The following is a 15,957-nucleotide window of genomic DNA, read 5'->3' on the forward strand; positions in this document are numbered from 1 at the left end:
ATGAGCTATGTTCTCCACCTTTCGATTCTCCTTGTAGTGGCCAAGCTACTCGAATGGGTATTCGAAAAGAAGGATATACATCCAATAATAGCCCATATACTCACGGGAATACTCCTCGGCCCCTTCGTCCTCGGGATAGTAGAGCCCACGGAAGACCTCAGGGTCCTTGCAGAGTTCGGACTTATAATGATGATGCTCTACATGGGGTTAACAAGCAACTTCTCGGCGATAGCTCAAAACAAGCTTAAGGCGACGATAGTTGCATCCCTTGGAGTTGCTTTCTCCTTTATCCTGGGGTTTTCGACAGTTTACCTGTTTGGAAAAGGCATTACTGCAGCTTTGTTCGTAGGAATAACCCTTGGAAATACGGCAATAGAGGTTACGAGCGGTGTCTTGGTTAGGGAGAGGGTGAAGAGGGAAATATCCTCAGTGTTGATGGGCGCTGCGTTTGCCGATGACATAATAGCTGTTTACCTAATAGGCCTCCTGACGGGATTAACTAGGGGAGAGTTCTCCTTAGTTCCATTCACCGTGCTCACGGTTAAAATCGTCATATTTATCCTCTCCGTCCTGTTGCTTTCCGAGTTAGTATTCAAGAGATCCAAGAGGTTCTACCAACTGATAAAGGATCTTCATGTGTTCTTCACGTTTACAATAGTGCTGACCTTTGCACTGGCCGTCATAGCCGAAAACATAGGGCTAAACCAGATAATTGGGGCATATTTGGCAGGACTGACAATAAGCAGGCTCAGAGAAAGGAAGGATCCCTTGATAATAAGCAGGATAAAGCTTAATGAGCTGATAAACGACCTTGAAATTGTTCTTACGGAGTTCTTTATTCCCCTGTTCTTCATATTCGTTGGACTGATGTTTAACCCGAACATATCAGAGATCAGCATTCCCATGATTATCCTGCTATATATCTCCGCAGTTCTCGGAAAGTTGATAGGTTGTGGCTTGGGTATGAAGGTATTTGGAGCATCATGGAGAGATTCGATACTGGTCGGAATTGGAATGGGTGGAAGGGGTAGCCTGGAGCTTGCCATACTCAAGTTTGGCCTTGAAAGCGGTCTAATCGATGAGGGACTGTTCGCCATGATAGTCATAGTCTCAATGCTTACTGCCCTTACCACTCCAATCTTCTTCAGGCATGCCGTGAGGAAACTTTCTTAAGATCTCAGATGGTAAGGGATAGAGGGGTTCCAATATGATAAGCGAGGGAGACAGAATAGGGATCGTTAAGGGAGAAGCGAGCTTTACAACGTACGAGTTTTCCGTCGATCCTAAGGCTGATATATCATTTGGTGAGTTCGTGGTTACAAAGAACAGGGCTGGAGAGTTGGTTCTTGGCACGGTCAGGAACATAAAAAACGTTAATTGGCTTCTTTCAAGTGCGAAAAGCAATTTCAACTCCCTCTTGTTGGATGTAGAGGATTATGGGGAGAGCATCCATGAAAATGAAGAAGTTGTTGCCACGGTGAGGATCTTAGGTAAGGTCAACGGAGGGGAGCTCGCCCCAAACAGGGTTCCAGTTAAAAACGGCGAGAGCGTTTACAAGGCCTCAGATGATATACTCAAACAACTTTACGAGCCCAATGGAGCTAGCATTGAAGTGGGTACACTTCTCTTAAGGGAAAACGTCCCTATAAAGCTTGATGTTAACGAGCTCGTTTCAAGGCACTTTGCAGTTCTTGCAGTAACGGGTGCAGGTAAAAGTAACGCTGTAGCAGTTATGGTAAAAGGACTAGTAGAGGACATAGGAGGGACAGTGGTTGTTCTCGATCCTCACGGCGATTACGTGAACTTGAAGCTGCCCGAGACCGGAAGTTCCCTAGTAAACATCATAGAGGGAAAGATAAAGGTTGACGAGCTTGACTCGGAGGAGCTAGCGGACTTACTAGAGGTAAGATCAACGGCCTCAATTCAGAGGGAATTCTTGGCGAGAGCCTGGGAGACAATCCAGCACGAGAACAAGGAGCTTGGTGGAGCAGTTCTTCTTGAAGAGCTCGAGAAAACTCTGAGAGAGTGGATAACTAAAAGGATGATCAAATACTGGGATGAGAAGAAGCAGAGATACGTTACGGAGGAACTAAAGAGCGACAGGATAGAGACGATAAGAGGAATAATCTTCAGGATTAGAAGGTTCCTGAGGAACTATGGAGCTTTCGTGACGAGCGAGAATTTAGTTGCAGCAATAAGGCCCGGGATGGTAAATGTAATTGACCTTGGGCCCTTGGACGAGCTACAGATGAAGGTTATAGTCGGAAAATTCCTTCAGGAAGTTTTCGAAGCTAGAGTTGAATATGAAAAAGCAAGGAAGAACTACATGAGGACAGGAGAGAGGGAGTACGAGAAGATAATGGATGAGATAAGGCAGAAGTATCCGGCCTTGGCTTACCCAATACTGATAATAGTTGAGGAGGCTCACATATTCGCGCCTCAGGGAGAAGAAAATGATGCCGCAAGAATCATGGGAAGGATAGCGAGGGAAGGAAGGAAATTTGGAGTCGGCCTTGGGGTTGTTTCCCAGAGACCAAGCAAGCTGAATGAAGATATACTCAGCCAGATGAATACAAAGATAATCCTCAGAATCGTTAATCCGAGGGATCAGGAGTACGTACTAAGGGCCAGTGAGCAACTAAGCAAGGACTTAATGGATGATATAGCGGGACTAGGGAAAGGAGAGGCTGTTATTGTTGGACAGGCAATTAAGGTTCCCGCGCTCGTTAGGATATACAACTTTAAGGAACTTAAAGGGAAAGCCGGAAGGGGAGAGTACGGTGGGGAGGACATTGGAGTTGTTGACAGATGGGCTGAAATGAAGAGCGAAGGAATAGACTACACAGTTGACTTTTGAGGGTGAAAGCATGAAGTTCGCCCACATCGCCGATGTTCACCTCGGATATGAGCAGTTCAACAGGCCCCAGAGAGCGGAAGAATTCGCGAATGCATTTAGGAAGGCCCTAGAGATCTGTATTGAAGAGGATGTTGACTTCATACTCATCGCCGGAGATCTCTTTCACTCCAGCAGACCCTCCCCAGGAACGATAAGAAAGGCCATAGAAATCCTGCAGATTCTAAGGCAGAATGATATCCCAGTATTCGCAATAGAGGGGAACCACGACAGAACCCAGAGAGGCCCCTCAATTCTCCACCTCCTCGAGGATCTCGGCCTGCTAAATGTAGTTGGGATAAGAGGGGAGAAAGCAAACAATGGTTATTTGAAGAGCGAGAGGCTTGGAGAGCAGTGGCTCGTTAAGGGAGAGTGCTGTGGCGTTGAAATCCATGGGATGAAGTACATGAGTCCAGCATGGTTTGAAGCAAATCTAAGCACGTTTAAGAGGATCTTCCAGGGATCGAAGAACGCGATACTAATGCTCCATCAGGGGATAAAGGAGATAGCAGAGAGCACATTCTACGGACAGGGCGGGGAGATAATCCTCTCAGATTTACCTAAAGGATACTCTTACTATGCCCTAGGTCACATCCACAGGAGGTATGAAACTACCTACGAGGGCTCCCCCGTTGTTTACCCCGGATCCCTTGAGAGGTGGGACTTTGGAGACTTCGAAAAGAGATACACATGGGACGGGATCAAGTTCAAGGAAATTGTGGGATGGGAGAAAGGTTTTTACATAGTTGAGAACTTTAGGCCAAGATTCGTTAGAATAGAGGCGAGGCCGTTCATAGACGTTCAAATTAAGGGGAGCGACAGTGAAATTAAGAAGGCCATAAAACTCGCAGTCCCCCTCATACCCAGGAACGCGTACGTTAGGTTTCACATAAGGTGGAGGAGGCCCTTTGACGTTGAGTGGATAAAAGACATCGTGAGAGCTGAGTATGTAAAGATACACACCATCCTAGAAGGAAGGGAAGTTATCGATCAGGTAAAAGGGAAGAGCATAAGCGAGTTCTTTAGCGAGGAGGAATGGAGGATAATAGAGGCTCTCAGCGAGAAGGACTTTGACGAAGATGAGATCATTAAACTTCTCTCGGGTATCTCAACGGAAAAAGGGAAACGAGAAGAAAAAGAAAAGAAGGAAGTTAAGAAAATTAGCAAACCAAAGAATCCTGGGGACCTGCTCTCTTGGATTAAAGGGTGAGAGTTATGAAGATAGAGAGGGTTAAAGTTCAAAACTTCCGCTCACACAGAGAAACTGAGGTTGTCTTCAAAGATGGAATAAACCTGATAATAGGCCAAAACGGTTCTGGAAAAAGCTCCCTCCTCGATGCAATTCTCGTTGGGTTGTACTGGCCAAAGGCCAGCAAGAAAGGCCTCCAGAAGAAGGACTTCACGAGGGTAGGGACAAGGGGGGCGAAGATAGAGATATTCTTCGAGCACGATGGAGTAAAGTACTGGCTACTAAGGGACATGGCAAGAAACGTTGCCTACCTCAAGAGGCTTGAAAACGGAGAGTGGAGGCATGTTACAGAGCCCAGCATGGAAAGTGTTGCCAACTTCATGGAGAGGCTAATTCCCCTCGAGATATTCAGGAACGCTATTTACGTTAGGCAGGGTGAGATAGAGGCTATTCTCGAGAGCGACGAAACTAGGGACAAGGTCGTCAAGAGGATCCTAAATTTAGACAAGATAGAAATGGCGTATGAAAACATCAGAGGGCTGATAAAGTACATCAAAAGAAAAATACAGGATAGAGAGGCATTCATAGAGAGGACTAAAACGATAGATTCTTCCATTGATTCACTCGAAAAGAGCCTCATTGAAGTCTTGAAAGATATAAAGGAGATAGAATCTAAACTGCCGGAGCTGGAGAAGGAAGCCCGCGGGCTTGGAGAGAGGGAGAAAGAGCTTGACGCACTAAAAGAGGAGATCGTAAGGAGTGAGCTGAAGCTAGAAAAGCTCAACTCAAAGAGAAGGGGGCTTGAGGAGAAGATAAAAGCACTAGAGAAGAAAATTGAAGAAAGGAACAAGAGAATTAAGGAGCTTGAAGAGGCAACGAAAGCACTGAAAGAGCTTGAAGAGAAGGAGAGGAGGTTTCAAGAGCTCAAGGAGTTTAGGGAGAGGTACATAAGGGAGAAGTCTCAGGGAGAGAAGGAGCTCGAGAGAATTAGGGGACAGGTAGAGAACATTGAGGGAAGGCTAAAGGAGATCAGTGAGAAAGAAAAGGAAACCAAAAAGTTAAGGGAAGAACTAAAGAGGCTTGAACAGGCTAAAGATGGGCTTGAAAAGGCCGTTAAGGAGTACGAAGAGGCAAGATCAAAGCTACTTCAGCTGAAGCGGCTTAAAGTTAAGCTGAAGGGCATAGACCCAAGGGGGATACCAGCCAAAATAGAGGAGCTCGAAAAGAAGAGGGAAAGAATAACTGAAGAGATCAGCGAGCTTAAGTCGAAAAAAGGAGAGCTCCTCCAGAGGAGAAAGGACAGGGAAAAAGCCATTGAAGAACTAAAAAAGGCAAAAGGAAAGTGTCCAGTCTGCGGGAGAGAGCTTACGGAAGAGCACAGAAGGGAGTTACTCCAGCAGTACTCTCTTGAAATAAAGGAGATTAGGGAGGATTTCTTGAACATTTCCAAGAAGGAGGAAGAGCTGAGCAGGGAACTTGAGCGTATTGAAAAAGAGCTAAAGGAGCTCAGAGGATTGAAGAGTATTGCCGAAGATCTGATAGCCCTCGAAGAGAGCCTCAAGGAAGTAAATTTAGAGGAACTTGAGGAGAAGAGAAAGGAGTACGAGGAGATAAAGCAGAGGATAAGTAGCATAAGAGGCAAACTCTCAGAGCTCGAGAGAGAGCTCAGACTTAAGGAGGCTTTTGAGAGAAAGCTAGAGAGGTTGAATAGTATCAAAGACGAAATAACTTCAAGATTGGAGGCTCTAGAGGAGAACCTAAAATCCCTAGGGTTCTCAACCTTGGAAGACCTTGAAAGAGAGATTAAGGAGCTCGAGAAGTTCCATGCAGAGTACATCAGGGCAAGGAAAGCTGAAGAGGACCTTAGGAGAGAATTGGGCCTACTAGGGAGGGATAAGGAAGAACTCGATATTGCATTCGAAGAGCTTGCGGAAGTTGAAGAGGAGATGGAGGAGCTCGAGGAGAAGATAAAAGCCCTCAAAGACAAATACGACCAAGAGGGACACAGAAAAGTTAAGGAAGAGCTCCAGAGAAAGAGAGAAGCTATTAGCGCAATGAAGGCAGAGCTTGAACAGCTGAGGAAGAGAGAGGAGGAAATAAAGAGATCCCTTGAGGAGCTGAAGAAGCAGAGGGAAGAGAGGGAGAAAGCTGAAGAGGAAGTTAAGATGTTAAGGAGCGCCTTAAAGCGTGCAGAGTCCTTAAGGGACAAGATAAAGATGTATAAGACAGTCGTTAGAGAGGAGGCCCTAAGGAGGATAGGGGAGATTGCGAGCGAGATATTCGCCGAATTCACAGAAGGAAAATACTCACAGGTAGTTGTTAAGGCCGAGGAAAATAAGGTTAAGCTCTTCATTGTCTACGATGGAAAGGAGATGCCCCTAACGTTTCTCAGCGGTGGGGAGAGGATAGCCCTGGGCCTAGCCTTCAGGCTCGCCATGTCTATGTACCTAATTGGAAAGATGAACCTCTTAATCCTCGACGAGCCAACCCCCTATCTTGATGAGGAGAGGAGAAGGAGGCTCGTAGAGATAATGGAGAGGCACCTCAGGAAGATATCCCAGGTCATAATAGTATCGCACGACGAAGAACTCAGGGATGCGGCCGACTACGTCATAAAGCTCAGCTTAGAGAACGGTGTTTCCGTCCTCACCATCATGGGGTGATGCTAATGCTCCTCACAAACGGCAGGATTGATAGGATCGCCGATACGCTCCTTGAGCAACTAGAAAGTACTTTGAAGTCGATAAATAAGGATGAGCTACTCAAGTCTTGGAAAGAGTTGCCTTCTCCTATTAGGTCTAAGGTGTACGCTATAGACGGGAGCAGGAGCATTTCAAGGCTAAGTGGAACCGTTATATATTTCCTCTCATCTTTCGCAGTTGGAACTGGAAAGCAGTACCGGCTTGTTTATGCCAACGCCATGAGGTACAACTACGGGGTTTCTGAGCAAATAATAAGGATGCAGATGGAAACCCTCGAAAACATGCTCGGCTATCTGGCTGGTAAAAAGCTCGGTAGGGAAGGGTTAGTTCTCATGGACGGGACGCTTACGGGCTCCATAATAAGGCCTCCTGTGTATCCAAAGGATATAGAGAGTATGAGCATATTGAGATCAATCCTCGAGGAGGACAGATTTGATGAACTCGTGACCCAGTTCATTAGAGAACTAACTAACCACTACTCCAAGGTTGAGGAAGAGCTGGAATCCAGCGGTCACAGCGATTCACCCCTTAAGGCCGATGAATCTGTGAAGAGGTTTGAGAAGGAGTACCTCCAGAAAACGATATTTGGCTATCTAAGGGGGAAGGTTAGGGTAAAGGTTAGGATAGAAGATTTTAGGAGGAAGAGCGTTCCCGTGACGGTTTTAGAGAAGGCTGTAGAAAACGGAAAATCCCTAGAGAAGCTCGTTGATGAGATAAGGAAAGGGGAAATTGAAATATACGTAAGCAAGGAAGATCTGCTTGATGCCCTACACGTCCTACTTACCTATCTTGAGTACCTGTACTCACTTGACAAGCTACTCGGCCTCCCTAAAGTGGCTTACGTTGCCAAGAGTTTTTACACGAGGAACTTAGCTGAGAGGCTTGGGCTTGAGGTCGTTGATACTGCACTTCTCGACATAATCATGAGGAGCATCTTGGGGAGCGAGAGAGAAGGTTACTTAGACCTCGACCCAATAAGGCCAAAGCATGAAATTCCAGACTACCTCCTTAAGCACTTCAAGAACATCGAGAAGATACTCTCCAATGGAATAAACATAGCCTATGTGAGGTTCGAGAGGGGGGATGTTATATACATGGTTCAGTCAAACAGAAAAATCGAGGAGATTCTGCCAGAGATGCTCTATCACAAGGCTGGAGGCTACTTAAGGCCCCTTCAACTTGCCCATCACGGCGTTAAGATCTCGTACAAGGAGGCTAAAGCAAACCTTGCAATACTGATAAACATGCTGAGGGCCAAGAATCCCAATTTGAAAATATTCGTGAAGTACGGAAGGGCCCCGCTTGAGTAGCCTGCTGGTGAACATTCGACTGGATTTAAGCCCGGTAACTGCTACAACTAACATTTTCCAGTGCCATAATTAAGGAAGTGTTATTTTAAGGATGCAGAGGGGTTCGCACTCTCCGCAAAGCTTATATACCCTCTAGAAAATAGGTGGTTCTGGACGTGCGGTGGTAGTCTAGCCTGGTCTAGGACGCCGGCCTCCCAAGCCGGCGACCCGGGTTCAAATCCCGGCCACCGCACCATAATTATTTCTTGAAGCCTTGTAATGGCATCCCCTTGCGAAACAATAGCTGCAAGAATCATATTCACCACCCGCGACAAGTTGTAGCCCCTTTTACGAACTTCCTCGACCAAACCCTCACATAGGTAAAGATGAACCCGTTTCTTCTGCCAATAATGGGTTGAATCTCGGTTGAGAGCCCCGCTTTTTCCGTGGGCCTTTTGTCCCAAAATGACCCACCAAATATTGAACAGAGGTTGGGGGTTATATTAATGTCCATGAGAGCCACCTCTAGATCTATGCCTTTAGCCATTCCGAATACTCTCTTCCGAGTTTGATCATCCTGCTTGAGAAGCGCTTTGAGAGTATTATGTAATCCTTACCGTTAATTATGACTTCTTCAAGAATGCCAAGTTCTTTAAGGCGCCTAATCACATAGTAAACTGTATTTGTGTGAACGCCTGAGGCTTTAGCTACTTCTTGGACGAAGGATTTGAGGTTGCCTCTAAAGAGCTTGCCGTCATGTTCATACTTCAGTTTGTCGAGAATGTTCTCAACTACGAGCTTTTCACTCCTTAGCATACCATACCTTATGACCTTGTCAAGCCAGTCCATACTCACCACCTTTGTGCCCGCACAAATCCTTTTGTGCGAGAGTTAAGCCTTTCGGGAAAAGAAGGTTTCTGAGGATGTTTTTCTCCCGTGGACCGTGGACAGTATAGCACAAATGTTTTTGTGCTTTTAAATACTCCCTCTCATATAGGGGGGCTTGCAAGCCAAAGAAATATCTAGAAAAATTAAGGCACAACTGTGACCCTAGCATGTTAGCATACCCACTTAATGTCATGCCCTAACACCCCCTAGCCACACCTCTAAATTGAGATCCTTCTTCCTGGGGAAGAGCTTTGAAAACTCCTCCTCAACCTTGATCCTAACCGCCCTCTCGATCATGTACTCCAGAGAACTTGCTGGAGAGTGATACTTGGCTGAGACAATCATCTTAGCAAAGCCTTCCTCCCAAACCACCCATCCAATCCCATAGTAACCCATGACAAAAAGATCTTCAAAGTCAAGCGTAACCCAGGATCTAGTGGCGATGTACATGTAATCAACATAAGGCTGCCTTGCAATGGCTTGGGCAAGGACCTTCTTAACATCACCCTCCTTAAACTCAACCCCAATCCTCCTAACATGCCCCTTCCTATTTCTCAAAATAATTAGGAGATCAAACTCAAGCTTTTCATTATTTCCATTAAGCCACACATGAGGATGAACCTCCTTAAGCTCCAAATTAGTGCCAGCAGTATGATACCTAACTATAACATCAAGCACGCCAAGAGCATATGCCTCTGAGCCTACTGGAATCTCCTTCTTGCACTTCTCACAAACATGAGACTTCCTAGTTCTTATCCTTCTAGACTTGTAAAAGCTACGATAATTTACAAACCCTAGGAGATATGCAATTGGTACCCTAAGAAAATCAAGAACATATAGAGAAACATTAACCTCACTCATGCCTCAACCTCCCTCAGGCTTTTTACTTCCATGAGATTTGTTTTGATCTCGGAAAGCTTTCTCCTAACCAATCCGCTTTCTTGAATTTCAAAAATATCGAGAAGGTTTTTCTGAGATTTTGAGAGTGTGATTAGGACATTTAAGTCCCTGATAATCTTCTCAATGTCGTAAGTTGCTGGAATCTCAAATGCCACAACTTCCCCACCCCTGAGTAAAAGCTTGATATCAAAGTGCAGGCCTCCCTTGTATGTTGAGGCACTAACATCAACTGCTTGAACCTCACTGAGGTCAACAAGCCTCATCAAAACCTCTTCAGAAAAATTGAAGAACACAGCAAGCCAAGCCATTCACACCACCCCGAATTTCTTTAGAAGCCCTTTTACGGTTAGTAAAGCCCCAACGTACCCCTCCCAATAATAGAACTCCTCCATGTCCCCCTTGCGGAGGAAGTACTCCTTCCTCTTCCTGGCTTCCTCAAGTTCCCTCTCAATTAACTCCACAATACTAACCCTAGACTGCTCCGCCTCCCTAGCCTTCCTTACTTCAGAGGCAACCCACTCCCAAAACTCAGCCTCACTCATCCACAACACCCCCATCGAGAAATCCGCGTAACTCCTCACTCCAACGCCTGTAAAACTCCCTCTCCTCTTTTGTTAGCTTATTCTCGATTTCGAGAGAGTTGGGGCGAATTAAAGCAGCATAGAAGATCTTCTCAAGCCTAGTCATCTTGAGCTTCCTCACGTGATCTTGGAAGCGCCTGAGAGTGTCCAAAGCATAAGCATCAGCCCTCCTAGCCCTTGTCAACAAAACTTCTTCCACAAGCTTCACTTTCTCATAGAAGTCTTCATCGAGCTTCTGCAATTCCGTATTCTTAGCCTCCAAATACCTTAATGCCGCAACCTCCTTCACAAAATCATGAAGACCAGCAAGATCCACAATACCCTTCTTGAACAGTTCTCTAAACGTACCTATATCAACCGAAATATAGTCTCCTTTTCTCCAGCTCCCAATATCAGTTAATACAACCGCCAGAACCTCAGTCATGCAATCACCCCCTCAACTATTCCTGATGAGCGAAATTTCCCATCATCCCGTTTTGCAATCCTAACAATCCAACCGAGCTCCCTAAACCTCAAATCCTTCTCAACAACCAACCCAAGCTCCTCAGAAACCAGAATCTTGCCCTCATCAACAAACCAGCGCTCCAGGAATTCTTTCGCGTGCCTCAAGTAATCACCAGAATATCCAAGCCTCTTGAGAAGATCTAACATCTTTATACTGCCATCTCTACCATACTTGTCGAGGATTTCGTAGATTTCGAGCTTGAGATCCTCAGCCTGGCGCTCTCTTGCACTCATCTTTAGCTGTCTCTTGAGTTCGGCCAGCTCAGCCTTCAGAGCCTTCACTTCCTCACGAAGAGCATCACGCTCTTTCAAAACCCTCTCATAATCATCCTGAAGCTTCAGAAACTTAGCCTCAAGCTCAGCATAGTCCTTCTCGAGCTTTGAAGTAAGCCTTTTATACTCCTCAAGCTCACGCATAACTTCTGCAACATTTGCATCCGATGCATCGAGCAACATTTCTATAAATTCACGTCTCGAAAGGGAACCTCTACGTTCATCTAGTTTCCTAACGTATGAGATCTGAAGTTGTAAATGAATATTTTCAACAGGTTCTTTCAATCTCTTTGGAGCTCCTCTTCTTGCCATAATATCACCGCTTAGCCCTGTATCTTTCAAGTTCAGCTTTAAGAGCGCTTAGTTCCTCTTTTAGAATAGCAAGTTCCTCTTGTAGTTTCCGATTTTCCTCGATTAGTTTCCATTTCTCAGAATCAAGTGTTTTAATTAGATCTTCTAGCAGTTCTGCCCTTGTTCTGCCATTTTTCATTGATTCAAGCTTATGCCAAAGTTCTATTGGTACATCAGCAATCCATCTTTTCTTCAGGGGCATGTCTTATCCCTCCATACGTTATTAGCTCTATATACGTCAGTAACGTATACGTGATTGACGTATTTAAGAGTTATGTTCTATAAACCATACATAATGTTCCAAAAATTTGACACAGGTCTGAGAGAAAATAGTCTATTTCAGTGCCAGCTACTATACTATTTTTTGTACGCTGAATTGTTTATACATACAATTTAACATAACATAAAGAAGGAAGAATAGAGAAGAAAAGTATGATTTTCTCCTCCCTGTGGAGAGATTTCATGAAAGTTGAATATAGTGTACAATTAAATGGCCCTAATTTTTACATCCTCGTAGTAATTCACCAAATTTTTATGTACATATAAACAAACATTAGGCTCTGCTTAGTATTCTTATCTCCTGATCTCTAGTTATTATTTCATATTTGCCTCTGAGGATATTGCGAAGAAATTTGGCCTTATCTCCCAATAGCTCTTCTGGCTTAATTATATCTACAATTAATACTTCAACGAAGTCTCCTGGCTTTATCCCGATTTCGTCTCTTAGGCCTTTTGGAATTGTCATATAGCCTTTGTCATATACTCGGGCTAGAAAATGTCCTCTATGTACTTTTTCGTTGTCTTTTTTCCTTATTATCACCTCTATGAAATCCCCAAGTTCTATGTTATAATACTCCCTAATGGGAGTTAGTAAGGTTATTCTCCCCTGAACCATTACCTTTGTTGGATACTTAGCTAGTGGCTCTGGTGTTTCTTGCATTCTTTGTGCCTCCTTGAGCTTTCTTATTATGCTTATATGTTTAGACGTTTTTGAACCTATAATGTTTTTTATCCTATTTACCATGTTTGCACTCTTATGCATTTTTATTACTTACAACAATAGTCAAAATTTAGGATTGTCATGGGCTTGATAATTTGGAGAGTAAGAGTTTTTATTATGCATTTCCAGAGATTTTAAAGCTAAAAGAGAGGGGGTGAAGGGGGTGAGCTTGGGAAAGGCGATAATGGTAGTGGGGATTATTTTGATTGTAATAGGAATGTTTGGTCTTGGTTTTTACTATGCGGCTTCTCCAAGGTTAATACAGGAGTATAACTTAAATAAAAATCTTTATGTTGGGGCTGGATATCCTATTAAGTTTATTGCAGAGCGGGGGAATATCATTGTTGTTAAAGGTGAGGGTAGAGGCCCAAATGGCGAATTAGTGCCGGTTAATATCATGATTGATGGTGTTTCAAATATAAAAATTAGCAGGAATCCTGGGACTTCTGACTTCTTCTATAGCGTTGATAGGACTCCCTTGATGTCTCCATTTGGGTATAGTTTTAGAGCTCCTTTCACGGGAGAGTTTGAAATCACTCTTGAATATTTGCCTAAAGACCTTGACAAATGGCCAGGTGAGGCAACTGTTGTGGCAACGATTTCGGTTTATGATGACTCATTTAAACGGAGAAACCTTCTGATATTTGGGGCTATTACTGTGATAGGTCTTTTCTTAACTGTGATAGGTAAACTCCTACAGCGAACTTCATGATGGAAGGAGGTGATACTATGGGAAGTATTGCTGCTAAGGAATATATGGTTAAAGCTAAGCCTTATGATCACTTTGAAATTGTTGTAAGTATTCGTCCCCAGGGTGGTGGTCTAAATATTAGTGTCGGGTTCTATAATCATCCTCTGAAACCTGGCCCTACTCCAAACATTGAAATATGGTATCCCATAGTAGGATACGTTGGGTATAGGGATAGAAGCAACTTATTTACTATAGGTCATCTTTATCATTTTTCAAGAGATATTAGTCTGCATTCTGTTGGGCGGGTTTTCCAAGGACTTTTACGCCCCGGTGATCCTCCTATAGAGATTGAATTCTTTGTAAAGGTTCCACTAGAGCATGCAGAAAAAATGAAAGAAATTGCTGATAAAAGAGGTGTGTTATCTTTAATTGTTGCTTTACAGTTCTCAGCTTTATACGATCAGGGAAAGATAGGTCAAAGAACAATGAATTATGAGATCAATCTTCCATTTGAGATACCTAGGGAAAGTATTGAAGAGTGGGTAGCTTATTGGACAGGTATCTATGCATACTATGTTGAATTGCCAAAAACGACACCAGAGGAAGTTTTTCATGACTATGTTGAGGCTATAAAGGCATATAATGTGGGAGCATATAGGGCTAGTGTTGCAATGGCGAGAAGGGCACTTCAGCAGGCCTTGATTGATAAGGGTGCTTCTAAAAAGAAGACATTGCATCAGCAAATAGAAGAGCTCTTTGAAAGGGGCCTTCTGGATAAGGCTACAAAGAGCTTGGCTGATAGTGTCAGGTATTTTGGGAATTATGGAGCCCATCCTCAGGATGACATGCTTGCGCAAGTGACTAAAGAGGATGCAAAATTGGTTCTCGATGTTCTTAGAAAGATTCTGTGTATCCTTTACCAGGCCAAGGATAAATGATATCTAGAATTAAAGACGTTTCTGCCCCAAGAATATCTTTTTAAGGGCTTCCTTTTCTTTGATGTAATCAATTGAGTCTGTTTGGTTAATATACTTTTGGGATCTCTTAAATTCGTCTCTACTTTCTCTAAACTCGTGAACTTTTGAAATTGCTTTTATTATGCTTAGCTTTTCTGGATTTCTCTGAGCTTCGGGGTAATTTTGAAGGGCATCAATTACGGTTTTTTCGTAGTTTAAGGAAGATGCAATAGTATCAATCCAATCGTCATAATTCCATTTGAAGTCCCTTAGGTTTTCTATTGTTAGTTTACTCCTATCAAAGAATTTTATTACAGTATCGACGGGTCTTTTAGGTAATTTTTGAGCTCCTCCACCAAAGGGTACCCACTCTGCTGTAATATCACCCATAATAAACTCAGCATAGTGAGGAGACGCCACCTTTGGAACAATATCTGATGCTCCTTCTCTCTGAACATCTATTAACAACACGGCAATGTCTTTATCATATAGACGCTCCCACAGGACATCATAACTTGCTTTATGGGTTGCTATTTTCTTATAGATGACTCCAATAAATTGGATCTGGTCGAGATATGGATTTAAGGCCTCGAGATACCTTTCTAAACTTTCAGCTTCAGAAATGTCGAGGATAGGAATTACTTCAATGTCATCTGGAAGGTTGTTCCGATAAATCCTGTAAATGTTTGCAAGTTCTTTAGGCGTTAGCTCTATCCATGGGATAGTTACCACATTAAGGCCAAGATCTCTTATCTGGAGATCAACAACCATCCGAAGGAATTTTTCTTTTAGATGTTTTGTTTTAAGAAGGGAAATGGCTGGCTGAGTTGGCTGGACTAGAACAACGTTCAGGGGAAAATATTGCATTCTTAATAAATGATAATATATGGAATCCCGAATTCTGTTATATACTGAATTTTTCTTAAGGAATGCCTTTATATTCCTCCTTTGGCCGGAACTAAGCTTAATATTTACAAATCCTATGTCTGCTTCAATTGGGATCTCTGCTGGTATTGTAGCTTTTGCATTCATTTCAGTATTTGTAATGGCTCTGATGGGAGCTCTTATTGTTTTAGAAGTACTTATTCGAATCTTTAGTGTTCTCGCCCGATAGAGGTACTTGTCAGATTCATCAATGTTCTCAAGTTTAACTTCTAAAGCCATTATCCACGTCCTCCCCATAACACTTCCTTATATTTGTCCTTTATTTCAGACTGTTTAGTGTAATCAGGGTAATTCCTATATACATATCTTAGTATTCCATCAATTCCTAGCTGATCCCATCCAATTCTCATCTTTTTAATGTCCTCCTGGAGTTCTTTGGGAAGTGAACTAAATATCTTATGGGCTTCTTCTTCTCCTTTTGGAGTTAATTTGAACGTTTCTTTTCTAGTATTCCTTCTCCCATAAATATCTATAAGGCCATTCCAGTAAAGTTGTTTTATAATTTCTGCAAGTTCAAAACTATAGGGACCGTATTTGTATCCAAAGAACTTGGGATCTTGAAGGATGAAGACGTTAGTATACTTGCTAAGTATTTCTTTATACAGGAGGAATATCTCTTTAAAAAGCATTATACGGCTGTGAATTGGCTTATCCTTTTGAGCATAAAGGAGGATAAGCACCATATCTCGTAAGGTTATGATTTGCTTGTTCTCTCTTTTAATTTTGTCTACTATCTTAGAAATACGGGCTATTTTTTCGTTGAAGTTTGTGTTTCCATTTATAGCTTCCATGACT

The 15,957-nt window shown here is 43.2% G+C and carries 18 protein-coding genes and 1 tRNA gene; 8 read left to right on the top strand and 11 right to left on the bottom strand.

Translation table 11 applies throughout. The features are described 5' to 3' along the window. The 6 genes from A3L04_RS06350 (at position 1) to A3L04_RS06375 (ending at position 8,329) form a co-directional block, all read left to right on the top strand. A complete protein-coding gene (locus tag A3L04_RS06350) occupies positions 1–1,173 on the top strand; it encodes a cation:proton antiporter (protein ID WP_068576608.1) in 1,173 nt (390 codons plus the stop codon). 34 nt (positions 1,174–1,207) lie between these two features. Beyond that, positions 1,208–2,857, top strand: coding sequence for a DNA double-strand break repair helicase HerA (herA, locus tag A3L04_RS06355; protein WP_068576606.1), 1,650 nt, complete (start codon positions 1,208–1,210; stop codon positions 2,855–2,857). Between the two features lie 10 nt (positions 2,858–2,867). Further along, complete coding sequence (gene mre11 / locus A3L04_RS06360) at positions 2,868–4,103, top strand: DNA double-strand break repair protein Mre11 (protein ID WP_068576604.1); 1,236 nt, start codon at positions 2,868–2,870, stop codon at positions 4,101–4,103. A 5-nt stretch (positions 4,104–4,108) separates the two neighbouring features. Next, complete coding sequence (gene rad50, locus A3L04_RS06365; protein WP_068576601.1) at positions 4,109–6,745, top strand: DNA double-strand break repair ATPase Rad50; 2,637 nt, start codon at positions 4,109–4,111, stop codon at positions 6,743–6,745. Further along, the gene (nurA, locus tag A3L04_RS06370; protein ID WP_068576600.1) at positions 6,745–8,094 is read left to right on the top strand and encodes a DNA double-strand break repair nuclease NurA; all 1,350 of its coding nucleotides are present in this window, start codon (positions 6,745–6,747) and stop codon (positions 8,092–8,094) included. The genes rad50 and nurA overlap by 1 nt, the downstream gene beginning before the upstream one ends. A 157-nt stretch (positions 8,095–8,251) precedes the next feature. Beyond that, positions 8,252–8,329: transfer RNA gene (locus A3L04_RS06375), tRNA-Gly, on the top strand. Positions 8,330–8,392: 63 nt separating this feature from the next. Here A3L04_RS06375 and A3L04_RS06380 read toward each other — a convergent pair. The 9 genes from A3L04_RS06380 to A3L04_RS06425 all read right to left on the bottom strand — a co-directional run bounded on the left by A3L04_RS06380 (position 8,393) and on the right by A3L04_RS06425 (position 12,594). After that, the gene (locus tag A3L04_RS06380) at positions 8,393–8,587 is read right to left on the bottom strand and encodes a hypothetical protein (RefSeq protein ID WP_157092397.1); all 195 of its coding nucleotides are present in this window, start codon (positions 8,585–8,587) and stop codon (positions 8,393–8,395) included. A gap of 17 nt (positions 8,588–8,604) precedes the next feature. Then, a complete protein-coding gene (locus A3L04_RS06385; RefSeq protein WP_068576595.1) occupies positions 8,605–8,922 on the bottom strand; it encodes a hypothetical protein in 318 nt (105 codons plus the stop codon). 228 nt (positions 8,923–9,150) lie between these two features. Beyond that, entirely contained in the window at positions 9,151–9,822 is a 672-nt protein-coding gene (locus tag A3L04_RS06395; RefSeq protein ID WP_068576590.1) for a hypothetical protein, read from the bottom strand. Then, entirely contained in the window at positions 9,819–10,169 is a 351-nt protein-coding gene (locus A3L04_RS06400; protein ID WP_068578030.1) for a hypothetical protein, read from the bottom strand. Before A3L04_RS06400 ends, A3L04_RS06395 begins: the two co-directional genes overlap by 4 nt. Further along, positions 10,170–10,403, bottom strand: a complete 234-nt coding sequence (locus tag A3L04_RS06405; protein ID WP_068578033.1) for a hypothetical protein — start codon at positions 10,401–10,403, stop codon at positions 10,170–10,172. After that, on the bottom strand, positions 10,396–10,866 hold the full coding sequence (locus A3L04_RS06410; protein WP_068578035.1) for a DNA replication complex GINS family protein: 471 nt from the start codon (positions 10,864–10,866) through the stop codon (positions 10,396–10,398). The genes A3L04_RS06405 and A3L04_RS06410 overlap by 8 nt, the downstream gene beginning before the upstream one ends. Beyond that, a complete protein-coding gene (locus A3L04_RS06415; RefSeq protein WP_068578037.1) occupies positions 10,863–11,531 on the bottom strand; it encodes a coiled-coil domain-containing protein in 669 nt (222 codons plus the stop codon). Before A3L04_RS06415 ends, A3L04_RS06410 begins: the two co-directional genes overlap by 4 nt. A gap of 4 nt (positions 11,532–11,535) precedes the next feature. After that, the gene (locus A3L04_RS06420) at positions 11,536–11,772 is read right to left on the bottom strand and encodes a hypothetical protein (protein WP_068578040.1); all 237 of its coding nucleotides are present in this window, start codon (positions 11,770–11,772) and stop codon (positions 11,536–11,538) included. Between the two features lie 351 nt (positions 11,773–12,123). Continuing rightward, entirely contained in the window at positions 12,124–12,594 is a 471-nt protein-coding gene (locus A3L04_RS06425) for an AbrB/MazE/SpoVT family DNA-binding domain-containing protein (protein ID WP_157895687.1), read from the bottom strand. Between the two features lie 145 nt (positions 12,595–12,739). On the opposite strand from A3L04_RS06425, the gene A3L04_RS06430 reads away from it, so the two are divergent. Beyond that, on the top strand, positions 12,740–13,282 hold the full coding sequence (locus A3L04_RS06430) for a hypothetical protein (protein WP_068578042.1): 543 nt from the start codon (positions 12,740–12,742) through the stop codon (positions 13,280–13,282). 17 nt (positions 13,283–13,299) lie between these two features. Further along, the gene (locus A3L04_RS06435; RefSeq protein ID WP_068578044.1) at positions 13,300–14,199 is read left to right on the top strand and encodes a DUF4145 domain-containing protein; all 900 of its coding nucleotides are present in this window, start codon (positions 13,300–13,302) and stop codon (positions 14,197–14,199) included. 9 nt (positions 14,200–14,208) lie between these two features. Here the strand turns inward: A3L04_RS06435 and A3L04_RS06440 are convergent, their stop codons facing one another. Further along, on the bottom strand, positions 14,209–15,399 hold the full coding sequence (locus A3L04_RS06440) for a hypothetical protein (RefSeq protein ID WP_068578045.1): 1,191 nt from the start codon (positions 15,397–15,399) through the stop codon (positions 14,209–14,211). Then, complete coding sequence (locus tag A3L04_RS06445) at positions 15,381–15,953, bottom strand: hypothetical protein (RefSeq protein WP_068578047.1); 573 nt, start codon at positions 15,951–15,953, stop codon at positions 15,381–15,383. Before A3L04_RS06445 ends, A3L04_RS06440 begins: the two co-directional genes overlap by 19 nt. Between the last annotated feature and the right edge of the window lie 4 nt (positions 15,954–15,957).

Source organism: Thermococcus chitonophagus, assembly GCF_002214605.1.
GTDB lineage: Archaea > Methanobacteriota_B > Thermococci > Thermococcales > Thermococcaceae > Pyrococcus > Pyrococcus chitonophagus.

Excerpts from the sequence above, each read along its gene's own strand:
- A3L04_RS06350 (WP_068576608.1), top strand. The coding sequence starts at position 1 with ATGAGCTATGTTCTCCACCTTTCGATTCTCCTTGTAGTGGCCAAGCTA.
- herA (WP_068576606.1), top strand. The coding sequence starts at position 1,208 with ATGATAAGCGAGGGAGACAGAATAGGGATCGTTAAGGGAGAAGCGAGC.
- mre11 (WP_068576604.1), top strand. The coding sequence starts at position 2,868 with ATGAAGTTCGCCCACATCGCCGATGTTCACCTCGGATATGAGCAGTTC.
- rad50 (WP_068576601.1), top strand. The coding sequence starts at position 4,109 with ATGAAGATAGAGAGGGTTAAAGTTCAAAACTTCCGCTCACACAGAGAA.
- nurA (WP_068576600.1), top strand. The coding sequence starts at position 6,745 with ATGCTAATGCTCCTCACAAACGGCAGGATTGATAGGATCGCCGATACG.
- A3L04_RS06380 (WP_157092397.1), bottom strand. The coding sequence starts at position 8,587 with ATGGACATTAATATAACCCCCAACCTCTGTTCAATATTTGGTGGGTCA.
- A3L04_RS06385 (WP_068576595.1), bottom strand. The coding sequence starts at position 8,922 with ATGGACTGGCTTGACAAGGTCATAAGGTATGGTATGCTAAGGAGTGAA.
- A3L04_RS06395 (WP_068576590.1), bottom strand. The coding sequence starts at position 9,822 with ATGAGTGAGGTTAATGTTTCTCTATATGTTCTTGATTTTCTTAGGGTA.
- A3L04_RS06400 (WP_068578030.1), bottom strand. The coding sequence starts at position 10,169 with ATGGCTTGGCTTGCTGTGTTCTTCAATTTTTCTGAAGAGGTTTTGATG.
- A3L04_RS06405 (WP_068578033.1), bottom strand. The coding sequence starts at position 10,403 with ATGAGTGAGGCTGAGTTTTGGGAGTGGGTTGCCTCTGAAGTAAGGAAG.
- A3L04_RS06410 (WP_068578035.1), bottom strand. The coding sequence starts at position 10,866 with ATGACTGAGGTTCTGGCGGTTGTATTAACTGATATTGGGAGCTGGAGA.
- A3L04_RS06415 (WP_068578037.1), bottom strand. The coding sequence starts at position 11,531 with ATGGCAAGAAGAGGAGCTCCAAAGAGATTGAAAGAACCTGTTGAAAAT.
- A3L04_RS06420 (WP_068578040.1), bottom strand. The coding sequence starts at position 11,772 with ATGCCCCTGAAGAAAAGATGGATTGCTGATGTACCAATAGAACTTTGG.
- A3L04_RS06425 (WP_157895687.1), bottom strand. The coding sequence starts at position 12,594 with ATGGTAAATAGGATAAAAAACATTATAGGTTCAAAAACGTCTAAACAT.
- A3L04_RS06435 (WP_068578044.1), top strand. The coding sequence starts at position 13,300 with ATGGGAAGTATTGCTGCTAAGGAATATATGGTTAAAGCTAAGCCTTAT.
- A3L04_RS06440 (WP_068578045.1), bottom strand. The coding sequence starts at position 15,399 with ATGGGGAGGACGTGGATAATGGCTTTAGAAGTTAAACTTGAGAACATT.
- A3L04_RS06445 (WP_068578047.1), bottom strand. The coding sequence starts at position 15,953 with ATGGAAGCTATAAATGGAAACACAAACTTCAACGAAAAAATAGCCCGT.